The sequence below is a fragment of the Blastococcus sp. SYSU DS0753 genome (assembly GCF_054051175.1).
Map to the genome: position 1 here is coordinate 14,268 of NZ_JBJHAT010000041.1, position 14,781 is coordinate 29,048.

The 14,781-nt window shown below is 76.8% G+C and carries 13 protein-coding genes; 6 read left to right on the top strand and 7 right to left on the bottom strand.

Going from position 1 to position 14,781, the window contains the following annotated elements:
- Positions 1-60 precede the first annotated feature (60 nt).
- Positions 61-813: a MerR family transcriptional regulator gene (locus tag ACI799_RS20560; protein ID WP_456590282.1), complete on the bottom strand. Its 753-nt coding sequence runs from the start codon at positions 811-813 to the stop codon at positions 61-63.
- 219 nt (positions 814-1,032) lie between these two features.
- Here ACI799_RS20560 and ACI799_RS20565 point away from each other — a divergent pair, with 219 nt between their 5' ends.
- The 3 genes from ACI799_RS20565 to ACI799_RS20575 are packed head-to-tail and all read left to right on the top strand — an operon-like array spanning position 1,033 to position 3,324.
- Positions 1,033-1,758, top strand: a complete 726-nt coding sequence (locus ACI799_RS20565; RefSeq protein WP_456613816.1) for a class I SAM-dependent methyltransferase — start codon at positions 1,033-1,035, stop codon at positions 1,756-1,758.
- A 38-nt stretch (positions 1,759-1,796) separates the two neighbouring features.
- On the top strand, positions 1,797-2,426 hold the full coding sequence (locus tag ACI799_RS20570) for a DinB family protein (protein ID WP_456613817.1): 630 nt from the start codon (positions 1,797-1,799) through the stop codon (positions 2,424-2,426).
- Between the two features lie 10 nt (positions 2,427-2,436).
- Positions 2,437-3,324, top strand: coding sequence for a haloalkane dehalogenase (locus ACI799_RS20575; RefSeq protein WP_456613818.1), 888 nt, complete (start codon positions 2,437-2,439; stop codon positions 3,322-3,324).
- Positions 3,325-3,340: 16 nt separating this feature from the next.
- Here the strand turns inward: ACI799_RS20575 and ACI799_RS20580 are convergent, their stop codons facing one another.
- Complete coding sequence (locus tag ACI799_RS20580) at positions 3,341-3,706, bottom strand: hypothetical protein (protein WP_456597366.1); 366 nt, start codon at positions 3,704-3,706, stop codon at positions 3,341-3,343.
- A 79-nt stretch (positions 3,707-3,785) separates the two neighbouring features.
- Between ACI799_RS20580 and ACI799_RS20585 the strand changes: the two genes are divergently transcribed.
- Positions 3,786-4,343, top strand: coding sequence for a TetR/AcrR family transcriptional regulator (locus ACI799_RS20585; protein ID WP_456590287.1), 558 nt, complete (start codon positions 3,786-3,788; stop codon positions 4,341-4,343).
- Here the strand turns inward: ACI799_RS20585 and ACI799_RS20590 are convergent.
- Both ACI799_RS20590 and ACI799_RS20595 read right to left on the bottom strand, forming a co-directional pair.
- Entirely contained in the window at positions 4,336-4,932 is a 597-nt protein-coding gene (locus tag ACI799_RS20590) for a TMEM165/GDT1 family protein (protein WP_456590288.1), read from the bottom strand. The genes ACI799_RS20585 and ACI799_RS20590 overlap by 8 nt on opposite strands.
- A gap of 97 nt (positions 4,933-5,029) precedes the next feature.
- Positions 5,030-6,529: a diguanylate cyclase domain-containing protein gene (locus ACI799_RS20595; protein WP_456613819.1), complete on the bottom strand. Its 1,500-nt coding sequence runs from the start codon at positions 6,527-6,529 to the stop codon at positions 5,030-5,032.
- Positions 6,530-6,795: 266 nt separating this feature from the next.
- Here ACI799_RS20595 and ACI799_RS20600 point away from each other — a divergent pair, with 266 nt between their 5' ends.
- The gene (locus ACI799_RS20600) at positions 6,796-7,857 is read left to right on the top strand and encodes an MFS transporter (RefSeq protein ID WP_456613820.1); all 1,062 of its coding nucleotides are present in this window, start codon (positions 6,796-6,798) and stop codon (positions 7,855-7,857) included.
- 2 nt (positions 7,858-7,859) lie between these two features.
- On the opposite strand, the gene larC is transcribed toward ACI799_RS20600, so the two are convergent.
- The 3 genes from larC to ACI799_RS20615 form a co-directional block, all read right to left on the bottom strand.
- Positions 7,860-9,062, bottom strand: coding sequence for a nickel pincer cofactor biosynthesis protein LarC (gene larC / locus ACI799_RS20605; RefSeq protein ID WP_456613821.1), 1,203 nt, complete (start codon positions 9,060-9,062; stop codon positions 7,860-7,862).
- Between the two features lie 58 nt (positions 9,063-9,120).
- Entirely contained in the window at positions 9,121-11,751 is a 2,631-nt protein-coding gene (locus tag ACI799_RS20610) for a diguanylate cyclase domain-containing protein (RefSeq protein WP_456600506.1), read from the bottom strand.
- A gap of 101 nt (positions 11,752-11,852) precedes the next feature.
- Positions 11,853-13,532: a diguanylate cyclase gene (locus ACI799_RS20615; RefSeq protein ID WP_456590293.1), complete on the bottom strand. Its 1,680-nt coding sequence runs from the start codon at positions 13,530-13,532 to the stop codon at positions 11,853-11,855.
- Positions 13,533-13,638: 106 nt separating this feature from the next.
- Between ACI799_RS20615 and pheA the strand changes: the two genes are divergently transcribed.
- Positions 13,639-14,586 carry a prephenate dehydratase gene (pheA, locus tag ACI799_RS20620; RefSeq protein WP_456590294.1) on the top strand — a complete coding sequence of 316 codons (948 nt, stop codon included), beginning with the start codon at positions 13,639-13,641 and terminating at the stop codon, positions 14,584-14,586.
- Positions 14,587-14,781: the final 195 nt, after the last annotated feature.

Consider the following 14,781-nt stretch of genomic DNA (forward strand, 5'->3'; position numbering starts at 1 on the left):
GGTGTGTGCGCCGGCGCCCGGTTCCGGTGCGGGAACCCGGGCACCGGCGCACATGCCTGCTCAGCCCTGGCGCGCGGCGTTCGCCTGGACGGCGGCGCTCACGTACTGCGCCAGGCCGGGCGCGATCCGCTCGTAGTACGCGGTGAACCGCTCGTCCTCCACGTACATACGGCCGATCCCGGCGTGCATCTCCGGCGGGCAGTCGTAGAAGTTCCGGCTGATCTGCTGCCGGTGCTCCTCGGCGAGGTCCATCGCCCGCTCCGAGTCCGCGGGCACGCCGGCGGTCAGCGCCTCGGCGAACCGGCGCTCGACGTCGTCGGACTCCGCCTTCACCCGCAGCCAGTCGTCCTTGGTCATGGCGCGCGTCCGCTGCTGCGACTGCGCCCACGCCTCGGTGTCGCCCCACTTCTCCTCGGCCTCGGCGGCGTACTCCTCCGGCAGCCAGTCGCCGAACACCTCGAACCGCTCCTCCGGGGTCAACGAGATCCCCATGGCACGTGCCTCCATCTCCTTCTCGACGGCCGCGACCATCGCCGACGTCCGTTCCAGCCGGTCCCGCAGCAGCCGGTGCTGCCGGCGCAGGTGCTCCACGGGATCGGCGGACGGGTCGTCGAGCAGCGTCGCGACCTCCTCGAGGGGGAACCCGAGCTCGCGGTAGAGCAGCACCTGGTGCAGCCGCTCCAGATCGGCCGGCGCGTACTGCCGGTAGCCGGCCGACGTCCGTCCCGACGGCGACAGCAGGCCGATCCGGTCGTAGTGGTGCAACGTGCGCACCGTGACGCCGGCCAGCGCCGCGACCTCACCCACGTTCATCGGGTCCTCCCTTCTCCTGACACGTTGCAGGCAACAGCCTGACGTCGCGTCAGGGTCAAGCCCGTTCATGGACGACGTGGTGGCCACGACCCGTCGAGTGTCACGAACTCGTGGCCATCAGGCGCTGATGACCACGAGTTCGTCGCACTCGGCGCGGTTGCCGGGCCTCGCGGCCGGGGCCGGCCTCCCGAGGACGGGGCGCCGCCTAGGGTCGACCCGGTGAGCGAGGAACCGCGCGGCTGGGGCGCGCCGTTGCACGAGGCCGTCCTCGACGCCACCGGCGTGGGCCGCGGCACCCGCGTGCTCGACCTGGGCTGCGGCACCGGGCTGTTCGCGCGGGCGGCGGCCGACCGCGGCGCCCGGGTGACCGGCGTCGACCTCGACGCGGATGCCGTCGCGCAGGCCGCGGCGGAGGTGCCCGGCGGGACCTTCCTGGTGCGGCACGCGCAGGACCCGCCGCCCGGGCCGTTCGACGTGGTGGCCGCCGTGCAGCTGCTGATGCACGTCGCCGACCCGGTCGCGGTGCTGCGCCGGGCCGGGCGCGTCGGCGGCGTCGTCGCCGCGACGGTGTGGGGGCGGGACCGGGAGTGCGAGCTGCGCGTGCTGCAGCAGGCCCTGGCGTCCGGCCGCCCGGCGCGGACGCCGGCGGTGAGCGAGCCGGCCCGGCTGCGGGCGATGGCGGAGCGGGCCGGGCTGGTGGTCGAGCAGCTGCACGAGGTGCTCGTGCCCTTCGACTACGCCGACGCCGACGAGCTGCTCGTCCCGCTCCTGGCGACCCCGCTGGGCCGCGCCGCCACGCGGCAGGCCGGGCCGGACGTCGTGCGCGACACCGTGCTCGAGCACCTGGAGCCCTACCGCACGGGTGAGGACGGCTACCGGCTGCACAACCTGTTCCGGGTGCTCGTCGCCCGGCCGGGCGACGGGAGCATGCAGAGTCGGTCGTAGCGGTCCGATTCGTCACCCTGCTGCGGCAGGGTGCCGGCATGGAGACGACCGACCCGGACCAGAAGACCGTCCTGCACACCTACCTGCGGCAAGGGCGCGACGATCTCCTCGCCAAGCTGGACGGGCTCGACGAGTACGCCGTCCGCCGGCCGCTGACGCCGACCGGCACCAACCTGCTCGGCCTGCTCAAGCACGTCGCGTACGTGCAGCTGGGCTACTTCGGCGAGGTGCTCGGCCGGCCGAGCGGCCGGGCCTACCCGTGGGACGGCGACGGGGAGGACGACGCCGACATGTGGGCCACCGCCGAGGAGTCCCGTGCGGAGATCATCGAGCTCTACCGGTTCTCGGCCGCGCACGCGGACGCGACGATCGACGCGCTACCGCTCGACGCCGTGGGGGAGGTTCCCTGGTGGTCGGAGCAGAGGCGGCGCCCCACGCTGCACACCCTCCTGGTCCACGTGGCGGCCGAGGTCGCCCGGCATGCCGGCCACGCCGACATCCTCCGCGAGACGCTGGACGGCGCGGCAGGGCTGAGCGCGGGCAACGCCAACCTGCCCGAGCGCACCGCGGAGGAGTGGGCCACCTACCGGGGTCGCATCGAGGCCGCCGCGCGCGCGGCGGCGGCCAGGTCCGGTGGTTCCGGAGGTGGTCCCGCCGCCGCGGGGTGAGGATCGCCGCATGGCTGACGAGATCTCACCCGACGACCCGTTCCCGCGCACCCGGATCTCCGTGAAGGGCGCCGAGATGGCGTACGTGGACGTCGGCACCGGGGAGTCGATCGTCTTCCTGCACGGCAACCCGACGTCGTCCTACCTGTGGCGCAACGTCATCCCGCACGTGCAGCACCTCGGCCGCTGCATCGCCCCCGACCTCATCGGCATGGGGCAGTCGGACAAGCTCCCCGACCCGGGCCCCGGCACGTACTCGTTCGAGACGCACGCCGCGTACCTGGAGGAATTCCTCGACCGCGTCTTCGTCGGCGACCGCGTCACCCTCGTCCTGCACGACTGGGGCTCGGGGCTCGGCTTCGACTGGGCCGAACGCCACCAGGACCGGGTCCGCGGCATCGCCTTCACCGAGGCGATCGTCACGCCGATGACATGGGACGACTGGCCCGCCGACGCCCGCAAGATCTTCCAGCTCATGCGGAGCGCGGACGGCGAGGCGGCGGTGCTGGACAAGAACGTGTTCGTCGAGCGGATCCTGCCGGCGTCGGTGGCCCGCGGGCTGACGCCGGAGGCGCACGAGGTCTACCGGGCGCCGTTCCGCGAGCGCGCGGACCGCTGGCCGACCCTGGAGTGGCCGCGGTCGATCCCGCTCGAAGGCGAGCCCGCGGCCGTGGTGGAGCGGGTCGAGCGGTACGGGGCGTGGCTCGCGAGCAGCGACGTCCCGAAGCTGTTCATCGACGCCGACCCGGGATCGATCCTGGTCGGCCGCCAGCGGGAGGTGGTGCGCAGCTGGCCGGCGCTGACCGAGGTGACCGTCGCGGGCAGCCACTTCGTGCCGGAGGACTCGCCGCACGAGATCGGCCGCGCGGTGGCGGACTGGATCCCGACCCTGGGCTAGTCGCCACGGCCGCGCGTCACCGGGTGGCCACCTCCGGCGCGGCGCCCTCGACGCCGGGCTCCCGCGTGACCTCGGCGACCGCCAGGCGCTCGCGCCAGTCCCGCATGGCGGAGCGGTGCGGCTCGGCGATCGCGTAGGCGCGCGCCGCCGCGGCGTCGTCCCACCACGAGACGGTGCGGAAGCGCCGGGCCAGCGGCTCGGCCTGCAGCCGTACCGACCGGGCGCCCGGGGCGGCGACGGCCTGCCGGTGGACGGCGAGCGAGGTGCGCACGAAGGCGGGCACGTCGCGCAGTCGCCGCAGTCGCAGCTCGGTGCGGACGACGACGCCCGGGCCCGGACGTCGGTCGGGGGCGGTCCAGGTGAGATCGGGGATCAGCGGCACGGTGGTCTCCTCGCTCGGCGCCAGCTTTACAGCTGTAAAGCACGGTAGCCGCCCTCTTTACAGCTGTAAAGTGCCGCTCGTGCCCCGGGACCTGCGCGCCGATCTGGTGACCGCCGCGACGACGCTGCTGGAGCGAGAGGGGTCGCTCGCCGCGGTCAGCCTGCGGGCCGTGGCCCGGGAGGCGGGGGTCAGCGCGCCAGCCGTCTACGGTCACTTCGCCGACCTCGAGGCGCTGCTGGGTGCCGTCCTGGACGAGGGGTTCGAGCAGCTGCGCGCGGCGGTGCTGGCCGCCGTCGACGCCGAATCCGACCCCGCGCGCCGGCTGCTCGCCGGGTGTCGGGCCTACGTGCTGGCGGGGCTGGCCGCGCCGGCCCGCTACCGGGCGATGTTCGGCCCGCGGAGGGTCGCCAGCGGGCAACGGGCCTTCGCCGTCCTGGTGGGCGGCGTCGAGGCGTGCATGGCCGCGGGGCGCTCCCGCAGCCGCGACCCGCACCAGGAGGCGACGCTGGTGTGGACGGCGCTGCACGGCGTCGTCACGTTGCGGTCCGCGGCGCCGGAGGTGGGCTGGCCCGACCTCGATGCCCAACTGACGGCGCTCGTCGAGCGGCTGGCGCTGCTGGCGCCCCCGGTCAGCTGAGCGCCCGGACCGTCTCCACGACCGCGACCACGGCGAACACGAGGAACAGCCCCGCCGCGACCCGGCGGATCAGCGCGATCGGCAGCCGGTCGGCCAGCTTCTTGCCGAGGAAGACGGCGAGGCCGGAGACCACCAGGAGCGCGGCCCACGCGCCGACGAAGACCGACAGCGGCGCCTCGTAGCGCGCGGCCAGCCCCGCGGTCGCCAGCTGGGAGAGGTCGCCCCACTCGGCGGCGAACAGCACGCCGAAGGAGATCGCCGCCGCCCGCAGGAACGACGTCGGCTCGCGGCCGTCGGCGGCCGCTCCGGCGTCCTCCGCCTCGCCGGTCGCGCTGCGCCAGAGGATCACCGCCCCCACCAGGAACAGCAGCGCGACGACGCCGCTCACCAGCGCCTCCGGCAGCAGGGAGAGCAGCGAGCCCGCGGTGACGGCGATCGCCACCTGCAGGCCGAACGCGGTGGCGACGCCCACGAACACCGGCAGCGGGGGGAACCGGGTGGCGAGCACCAGGCTGGCGAACAGGGTCTTGTCGGGCAGCTCGACCGGGAGCACCAGGACGAACGCGGCCAGCACGACCGACCAGATCACGACGAGCCCTCCTCCGCGGCACTGCCGGGCGGAGCTCGGGCAGGCGACCTTCTCAGCGGCCAACGGTAGCGGCCGCCGGACGGGGCGGGCGGAGGGGTCAGGGGGTGGGCACGGCGGATCCCGGCACCGGCCGCGGCGCGTGCGGGTGCCCCGCCCGGCGGGCGGCCTTCACCCGGTACATCGCGGCGTCGGAGGCGGCGAGCGCGGAGTCGGGCGTCTCGCCCGGCCCGCACAGCGCGACCCCGATGCTGATGCCCACGGCGTGCTCGGCGCCGTTGGGGCGGCGCAGCGGGCGGTCGAAGGCGGCGGTGATGCGATCGGCGATGACCTGCGCGGCCTGCTCGGAGCCGGCCTCCGGGCACAGCACGACGAACTCGTCGCCGCCGATCCGGGCCACGCTGTCCCCGGGGCGGATGGCGGCGGCCAGCCGGTGGGCCGCCTCGACCAGCACCTCGTCGCCGGCGGCGTGCCCGGCGGTGTCGTTGACCGGTTTGAACCCGTCCAGGTCGCAGTAGAGCACTGCCATCGGCCTTCGAGCCCGCTCGGCGGCGGCGAGCGTCTGGTCGAGCCGGTCGAGCAGCAGGTTGCGGTTGGGCAGGCCGGTCAGCGGGTCGTGCAGCGCGGCCTCGCGCAGCGCCGACTCCAGAGCCCGCTGCTCGGTGACGTCGGAGAGCGTGACCACCGCGCCGAGCAGTGCACCCTCGGCGTCGTGCACCTGCACACCGGAGCAGGAGACGTGCCGGAACGGCTCGCCGGGCACCGCGATGCCCACCTCGGCCTGGTCGAGCCGCCCCTCGGCGTAGACCCGGCGCAGCGGCACCTGATCCGGTGGCAGCGGCGCGCCGTCGACGTCGGTGAGCCGGTAGGTGCCGGGGATGTCCGTCGGCTCGACGGTGGGGTCGGCGTCCAGGCCGTGCCATCGGCGACTGGCGGCGTTGAACAGGGTCACCCGGCCCTCGGCGTCGGCGCCGACGACGCCCACGGGGAGCACCTCGAGCAGCGCCTGGCTGAAGGCGGTGGACCGGGCCAGCACCTGGTGGGCGCGGGCGGTCTCGGCGCGGGCGAGCTGGCTGGCGGCGGCCAGGTCGGCGAGCTGACGGGCCTGCTGGGCGGCGCGCACCAGGGAGGCCACCGCGGTGGCGACGTCGGCGAGCCGGGCGCGCTCCTCGTCGGTGAAGGCGTGCGGGGCGGGGTCGAAGACGCAGACCGCGGCCAGCGTGCGGCCGTCCACGACCACCGGGGCGGTGCCGAAGGCGCGCATCCCGGCGCGGCGGCCGTCGACCCACGGGCTCCGGGCGAACCGCGGCTCCGCCCTCAGGTCGTCGCAGGTCTGCACCCCCGGGCCGCGCTCGAGCACGATCGACACGATGGACCCTTCGCGCGGCCACGCCGCTCCCCGGAAGCCGTGCACCGCCATCACGTGCATGACGGGGGTGTCCATGGTGATCACCGAGGCCCAGGACGTGCCGGTGACGGCGGCGGCGACGCGCACCAGGCCTGCGAGCGCGGGGTCGGTGTCCATGACCGGCCGCTCGAGGTCCTCCTCGCGGGCACCCGGACCGCCGGGCACCGGCGTGGGCTCGGCCGTGCTGGTCATCCTGCGTCCCTCCGCGGGCGGGACCGGAGCATCCGGTCTCTTCAGTCTCGCAACGGCGTGCCGTGGCCGGCGGTTGAGTCCCCGGCGTGCTCCTTCCACCCGCAGGGGTCATGCCCACCCGCCCCGCTGTTACCCCGGTGCGCCGGGGCGGCGTCCGGGCTAGCCTGCGGGCCATGCGCCGACATTGATCCGCACCGCCCCCGCTGCCTCCCGCGGCCAGGCCGCTCGCCCGCCTGGCCATCGGCTGGGCAGCGCTCTCCGAGTGGGTGCCGCTGTACCCGCTGTACGCCCTGCTCTTCCTCGACGCCGGGGTCTCCGCCGCCCAGCTCTCCCTTCTGTTCGGCCTCTGGTCGGTCACCGCCCTGCTGGCCGAGGTGCCGGCCGGGCTGCTCGCCGACCGGTGGTCCCGCCGCGGTGTGCTGGCCCTCTCGGGCGTGCTGCAGGCCGCGGCCTTCGGCGTGTGGGCGGCGGCTCCCTCGACCGGCGCGTTCGCCGCCGGCTTCGTCCTGTGGGGCCTCGCCGGCGCAGGCACGTCGGGCGCGGCGGAGGCCCTGGTGCACGACGGGCTCGCCGAGGTCGGCGCCGCGGGGTGCTTCGCCCGGGTCAACGCCGCCATGACCGCTGCCGAGCTGCTGGTCCAGGTGCCGACGGCGCTGGCGGCCACCGCCCTCTACATCGCCGGCGGCTTCCCGCTGGTCGGCTGGGTCAGCGCCGCCGGCTGCCTGGGCGCCGCCGCGCTCGCGCTCCGGTTCCCCGAGGCGGCGGCGCCCGGCGCCGGGGCCGAGGAGGAGCCGGCCGCCGGCCCGGGCGTCGCGCTGCGCCGCCCCGCGCTGCTCGCGGCCGTGGTGGCCGTCGCGCTGGTCGGCGGGCTGGACGGGATGGAGGAGTACTTCCCGGTGCTGGTGGCCGACCGGGGGGTGCCGGAGGTGGCGGTGCCCGGGTCGGTGCTCGTCGTCTCCCTCGCCGGGGCGTCCGGAGCCGCGCTCGGTGGCCGGCTGGTGCGGCCCCCGGGCCGGCTGCTGGCCGCGCTGCTCGCGGCGGCGGGAACCGGGGTGCTGCTCGCCGCGGCCGCGGGCGGGTTCCTCGTGGTCACCGTGCTGGCGGTGGCCTACGGCCTGTACCTCGCCGTGCTCGTCGCCGCCGAGGCCGAGCTGCAGCGCCGGATCACCGGCCCGCACCGCGCGACGATCACCTCGGTCGCCGGTATGGGGGTCGAGCTCTCGTCGCTGCTGGTCTTCGCCGTGTGGGCGCTGGGCGGGCCGGCGGCCGTCGGGCTGCTGGTGCTCGCCGTCGTCCCGGTGGCGGCGGCCGGCCTGCGGCGGCGGTGAGGTCAGCCCCGGGGCGGGGGAGCGTCGCCGGGTGGGCCGACCGGGTAGGCAGCCGACGCGGCGGCGGTGGCGGCCCGCAGCACCTCCTTGACCGGCAGCTCCCGGGCGCGGGCCAGCGCGGCGACGTCCTCGAACTCGACGCTGACGTTCACCCGCCAGCCTCCCGCGGAGGCGATCTTGACGCCCACCCGGCCGCCGAGCACGTCGACGGCCGCCTGCGTGCGGTCGAGCGCGACCTTGCCCACGGGGACCACCCGCAGCCCGATCGTGGAGGTGCTGGCGAAGACGGCGCCCTGCACCGCCGCGACCGCGTCGGGGCGGCAGAGCACTGACAGCGTGTGCGCCGGGCGGCCCTTCTTCATCACGATCGGCGTCAGCCAGGCGTCCGAGGCGCCGGCGGTCAGCAGCGCCTCCAGCACGCCGGGCCACAACCGGGGGTCGAGGTCGTCGACGTTGGCCTCCAGCACCACCGGCCCGGACGGTGCCGGCTCGGCCGGTTCGCCGAGGACCAGCCGGACCACGTTGGGCAGCTGCTCCGGGTCGCGCCCGCCGGCGCCGGTGCCCACCTGCTGGACGCGGAGGGCGGGCAGCGTCGTCCACTCCTCCACCCGGGCGGCGAGCAACGCTGCCCCCGTGGGCGTGCACGTCTCCGCCGGCACCGGGCCGGCGTGCACCGGCACGCCGGTGAGCAGCTCCAGCACGGCCGGCCCCGGGATCGGCACCACGCCGTGCGCACCGCGCGCCGAGCCGCTGCCCAGGGCCACGGGGGACGCGGTGAGCCGGTCGAGCGCCAGGTGCTCCAGGCAGGCCACGACGCCGACGACGTCGGCCAGCGCGTCCAGCGCCCCGACCTCGTGGAAGTGGACCTCCTCGGCGGGCACGCGGTGCACCCGCCCCTCGGCGACGGCGAGCCGCTCGAACACCGCCAGCGCGCCGTCGCGGACCGGGGCCGGCAGGGCGGAGCCGCCCAGCAGCGCGCGGACGTCGGCCCAGGTGCGGTGGACGTCGGAGGGCGGGGCGTGCACGTGCACGCGGGTGGCGCCCAGCCCGTGCCGGGTGACCTGCTCGGTCTCCAGGCGGACGCGCTCGACCGGGAGCGCGGCGACCGCCCCGGCCGGGACGTCCAGGGGCACGCCGGCGTCCACCAGGGCGCCGAGCAGCATGTCGCCCGAGGCCCCGGCCGCGAGGTCCAGCCAGCCGATCACCGTGACATCGTCGTCCTCCGGACGACACCGCGGCCAGGTGCCGTCCCCCGGCCCGGGGTCACGCCCTCCTGGCGCCCCTCCGCGCCGTGCGCGCGGCGAAGATGCCCGCCGAGCAGCCGTCGTCGACCGCGGCGACGACCACCCCGGACCCGGCCGGGTGCAGCATCGTGACGAGCGCGCCCAGCCCGCCGAGCCCACCGGGGTGCGCGGCCGAGGTCGGCACCGCGACCACCGGTACGTCGGTGCGCGCGCCGATCGTCGCGGCCAGCCCGGGGTCCGCCCCGGCGACGACGACGAGGCAGTCGGTGCCCTCGGGGAGTGTCCCGTCCTCGATCAAACGGACCTCGGTGCCGGTCACGCGGGCGGCGAAGGCGGCCTCGGCGGCGACGGCGGCGTCCGCACCGTCGGCGCACAGCACGGTGGTGCGGCCGGCCGGTTCCGGCAGCGGGCCGACGGCCGCGGCCCGCGCGGCGCCGTCCAGGGTGGTGCCGGACCCGTGCTCGGTGGCCAACGCCACCAGCGTCTCGGCGGCCGCGCGCAGGACCAGCACGGGCCGGTCGGGGGTCTCGCGGCGGGCGTCGCGGACCAGGGCGAGCACCTGCTCGGTGGTGCGGCCCGCGGCGCGAACCACCACCGGGCCGACCCCCGCGGCGGGGGGCGCCGGCGCGACGGGGGCCAGCAGCGGCTCGCCCGGGCGTGCGGTGGCCAGCGGGGGGTGCGCGCCGCCCAGCAGCGCGGCGAAGCCGGCCGCCTCCGCGCGGACGGCGGCGGCGGCGCGGGCGGCGTCGTCGGCGGGCGTGGCTCCCGCGGGCTCCGGCGGCGCGGCGCCGGGCGTCGTCTCCCCGGGCGTCGTCGCGTCCGGCGTCGTGGCCTCCGGGGCCGCGGCCTCCTGGGCGGCCGGCTCGGGCGCGCCGTCGGCGGCCCGCGTCTGGGTGACCGCGGAGAGCCGCACCACGCGGTCGCGGCCGCTGCGCTTGGCGTCGTACAGCACCCCGTCGGCCGCGGCGAACAGCGTCTTGCGGTCGTCGCCCCGGGTGGCCGAGGCGATGCCGGCGCTGATGGTCACCGGCAGGTCGAGGCCGAGGTCGGTCCACGGGTACCGGGCGACCGAGGCGCGGATGCGCTCCAGCGCCCGCTCGCCCTGCTCCGCCGTCGTCTCGGGCAGGAGGATGACGAACTCGTCACCCGCCCAGCGGCACACCTCGTCGGTGTCGCGCACCCCGGCGACCAGCAGCTCGCCGATGGTCCGCAGCACGGCGTCGCCGGCCGGGTGCCCGGCGGTGTCGTTGATCGCCTTGAAGTTGTCGACGTCGACCACGGCCAGCGCCGGGACGTCGCCGGCGGCCAGCAGCCCGTCCAGCCGCGCCTCGGCGTAGCGCCGGTTGGGCAGGTGGGTCAGCGGGTCCTCGTAGGCCTGCCGGCGCAGCTGCCCGGCGGCCCGCTCGGTCTCCAGCAGGCTCTTGCGCCGGCCGAACAGCTCCACCCAGCGGGTGCGCCGCTCGTCGACCCGGTCCAGCTCGTCGGCGAGGTAGGCCTGCAGGTAAGGGAGGGCGCGGCCGGCGTCGTCGAGGTCGGCGTGCAGCGTGCAGAGCTCCCGCAGGGCGGCCCGGCGCAGCCGCGGCAGGCCGTGCTCGGTGGCCAGGGTGAGGGCGGCGACCAGGTGCTCGTCGGCGGCCCGGCCCTCGCCCTGGCGGCGCAGCGCGCGGCCGAGGGCCAGCTGCGCCGAGGCCATGCGGTCCCGGTCGGCGGCGGCCGCGGAGAGCCGGATCGCGGCGCGCAGCGGCCCGGCCGCGGCGGCCTGCTCGCCCAGGCCCACCAGCGCCCACCCGTGCACGACCTGGGCGGGCACGACACCGGCGGAGTCCGGGGGCAGCTGCACCAGTGCCTGCTCGGCGAGCCCACGGGCCTCCGCGAAGTAGGGCGCGGCCGAATCGGGGGCGCCGTCGTCGAGGAGGCCTTCGCCGAGCTCGGCGCACAGCTCCCCGAGGCGGGTGGCTGCGACGGCGACGAGCACGTCGGCATCGGTCTCCTCCGCCCCGCTCGCGGCGACCGCCTGGGCGGCCTCGACCGCGCGTCGCTGGTAGTCCAGCGCCAGCGGCATCAGCTCCAGGTCGGCGAGGACGCCGGCCAGCGTGCCGAGCGTGTCGACCAGCAGCGGGCTGGGTGCCAACCCCGGGTCGAGGAGGCTCGCGGCCTCCACGGCCTCGTCCATCGCGGCGTCGATGCGCCGCGACAGCAGCTCGATGCGGGCGTGGCGGGCGAGCCCGGCGGCCCGCTGGAGGTCGTCGTCGGCGGCGTCGAACGCCGCCTTGGCCGAGCGGACCAGGGCGATGGCCAGCGCCGCGCGGGAGGCCGACTCCGACCGCGGGTCGGCGTCCGCGCAGTCGCCGTCGATCAGCCCGGCGACCCCGGCGTGCAGGTCGAGGGCGGACTCGGCGGGGGAGACGGGGTCGCCGACGAGGGTGAAGCCGGCGACGCGCAGCCGCCGCACCAGCAGCTCGGCGCGCAGCGTGTCGGCCCACGCGCGGCCGAGCGACGCCGGGGCGCCGTCGGGCGCGTCGGCGGCCGGTGCGGCCGCGACGTAGGGCGAGGTGTCCCGCTCGACCCCGGCGAGCAGCTGCTCGGCGTCGTCGAGCTGCCAGTTGCTCAGAGCGGCGGTCACCCGCTGGTGCAGGGCTCCCGGTGGCACGAGCGCACTGTGCATGTCGTCACCGACAGTGTCGAGGACGTCACGGGGAACGCGCCGTCCCTCGTCCGTCGTGTCCCTCCCGTCCCACACGCGCAGGGTCGTCACGCAGTCGCCCCGCGATCGGCCGGGGTGACGTCGGCCGGCCCGTGCGCGCGGACCCGGTTGCGCCCGAGCCGCTTGGCGGAGAAGAGGTGGAGGTCAGCGGTGTCGAAGAGCGCTCGCCAGCCGGCGACCGGGCTCGGCTGCCCGTCGGGGACCGCCGGCGCCGTCGCCACGCCGATGCTGACCGTCACCGGCCCCGAGAGCTGCAGGTCGCGCCAGTCGGCCTCGGCGACGGCCGACCGCAGCCGCTCCATGACGACCACGGCCTGCGCCTCGGTGGCGGTCGGCAGCACGACGAGGAACTCGTCCCCGGCCCATCGGTACACCTCGTCGCCGGTGCGGCTGTGCTCCCGCAGCAGGTCGGCGACCCGGCGCAGCACGGCGTCGCCGTGGGTGTGCGAGGTGTCGTCGTTGACCTCCTTGAACCGGTCGACGTCGACGACGGCCAGGGACAGCGGCTCCTCGCCCAGCCGCAGCGCCCCCAGCCGGCGCTCCGCGCTGCGCCGGTTGCCCAGCCCGGTCAGCGGGTCCTCCAGCGCGTGCCGGCGGAGCACCGCCTCCTGCCGCTCGGCCTCGCGCAGCCGGCTGCGCCGGACGAACATTTCCGCCCACAGCTCGCGGCTGCGGGCGTGCGCCCGGCCGGTGTCGGCGCGGTAGGCCTCCAGCCAGTGCAGCGCCTCGGCCGGCCGGCCCAGGTCGGCGCTGCCCTGTCCGAGCTCCAGCAGGCTCTGCCGGTAGCGGCGTCGGTCACCGACGGCGGCGAACGCGCCCGAGGCGTCGACAAGCAGGGTGATCGCCTCCTCGCCCGCCGCCGGGTCCCGTCCGCCGGACCCGAGGGCGGCCAGCACGCGGGCGAGTGCCAGGTCGGTGTAGCCGCGCAGCCACAGGCCGCCGCCGTCGCGCTGCAGGGCCCGCCGCACGCGGCGCAGGGGCCCGAGAGCGGCGCCCGGGTCGCCGCTGCACATGAGCGCCCAGGCCTGCACCACGTCGAGCAGGTCGGCGTCGGCCTGCTCGGGAGACCAGTCCAGCTCGCGGGCGGCGGTCGCGCAGGCGATCGCCTCGGTGGCCAGCTCGGCGGCGCGCTCGGTGTCGCCGCGGCGGCGCATCGTCTGGGCGAGCTCGACGTGCTGGCGGGCGGTGAGCAGCAGCAGCCGGCCGCGGTCACCGACGTCGGGCAGCTCCGCGGCCACCTGGTGCCCGCGGACGGCGTGGTGGACGGCGAGCTCCTCGAGGTCCAGCCCGGAGAGCGTCATCGACAGCCAGCGGTGGGCCTGCAGCAGGGCGCGCGAGGGCGGCACGGCGGGCCCGTCGGTGAGCAGGCTGGCGTCGACGGCGAGCAGCAGGGCCGAGTCGAGGTGGTCGGCGGTCGCCTCGACGTGGGCGAGGTAGGCCATGAGCAGGGCCGTCTGCGACGACACCGGGCACTCGTCGAGCTGTTCGCGGGCCGCCGCGATCCGGACCTCAGCGCCGGCGGGGTCGTCGTCCACGAGCGCGCGGTGGGCGTCGAACGCGTGCCGCCAGGCGCGCCAGGCGGGGTCGGGGCTGCCGGCGAAGGCCTCGTCGACCTCGTCCAGGTGCGCCAGGAAGGGAGCGTGGTCCTCCCGGTCGCTGGCGTCGAGCAGTCGCCAGAGGGCGGTGTGCAGGGCGCCGGGAGCGACGCGGGCACGACCTGCGGTCACGCATCCCTCCCCTCCGCGGTGGGCCCCCGGAGGGCCGGTGCTGCCGGTTCCCGGTGCCCGTCCGGGCCGGGCGACCGCCTCGTCCCGTGCGCACTACCCTCGTCGGATGCCCGGGATGCCACCCAGTTCGTCTCCGACGCGATTCGCCTATCTGGGGCCCGAGGGTACCTTCGCCGAAGCGGCCCTGAGCAGGGCAATCGCCACCGCCGAGGGACGTCGGGACCCCCACCCGAGCGTCGCCGCGGCCCTGGCCGCCGTCCGATCGGGTGACGCCGACGCCGCGCTCGTGCCGCTGGAGAACTCCGTCGAGGGGTCGGTGCCGGCGACCATGGACGGGCTGGCCGACGGCGCGCCGCTGGTGATCACCCGCGAGGTGTACCTGGAGGTCGCCTTCGTCCTCGCCGTCCGCCCGGGGACGGCGCTGTCCGCCGTCCGGTCGGTGGCCAGCCACCCGCACGCCCTCGCGCAGACCGGCGGGCGGCTGGCCGAGCTGCTGCCCGGCGTCCAGCCGCTGCCGACCAACTCCACGGCCGCGGCGGCCGCGGGGGTGGCCGCGGGCGAGGTGGACGCCGCCGTCTGCGCGGCGATCGCCGCCGAACGCTACGGCCTCGAGCAACTGGTCTCCGACGTCGCCGACCACCCCGGTGCGGTCACCCGGTTCGTGCTGGTGGAACCGCCCGCCCCGCCCGCCGCGCCGACCGGCAACGACAAGACGTCGCTGGTCGCCGTGGTGGGGGACCGCACCGGTGCGCTGCTGGAGCTGCTGCGGGAGTTCGCCGTCCGCGACATCAACCTCACCCGCATCGAGTCGCGGCCCACCCGGCAGCGGCTGGGTGTCTACTCCTTCTCCCTCGACTGCGAGGGGCACGTGGGCGACCCGCGCGTGGGGGAGGCGCTGGCCGCGCTGCACCGGGTGTGCGAGGACGTCCGCTTCCTGGGGTCCTACCCGCGCGCGGACGGGCGGGAGAACCGCCCGGTGCAGCCGGAGTCGTCCGACGCCGCGTTCGCCGACGCCCGCGAGTGGCTGGCCCGGGTGCGCGCCGGCGATCTCTAGAAGGACCCCGTCCCCCTCACCGCTCGCAGGCTCGCGGCGAGCCTCCGGACGGGGCCGCCCGTCCCTCGCACCGCTCGCAGGCTCGCGGCGAGCCTCCGGACGGGGCCGCCCGTCCCTCGCACCGCTCGCAGGCTCGCGGCGAGCCTCCGGACGGGGCCGCCCGTCCCTCGCACCGCTCGCAGGCTCGCGGCGAGC

Coding starts and splice junctions, on each gene's coding strand:
- ACI799_RS20560 (WP_456590282.1), bottom strand. CDS start 813: ATGAACGTGGGTGAGGTCGCGGCGCTGGCCGGCGTCACGGTGCGCACG.
- ACI799_RS20570 (WP_456613817.1), top strand. CDS start 1,797: ATGGAGACGACCGACCCGGACCAGAAGACCGTCCTGCACACCTACCTG.
- ACI799_RS20575 (WP_456613818.1), top strand. CDS start 2,437: ATGGCTGACGAGATCTCACCCGACGACCCGTTCCCGCGCACCCGGATC.
- ACI799_RS20595 (WP_456613819.1), bottom strand. CDS start 6,529: ATGACCAGCACGGCCGAGCCCACGCCGGTGCCCGGCGGTCCGGGTGCC.
- pheA (WP_456590294.1), top strand. CDS start 13,639: ATGCCCGGGATGCCACCCAGTTCGTCTCCGACGCGATTCGCCTATCTG.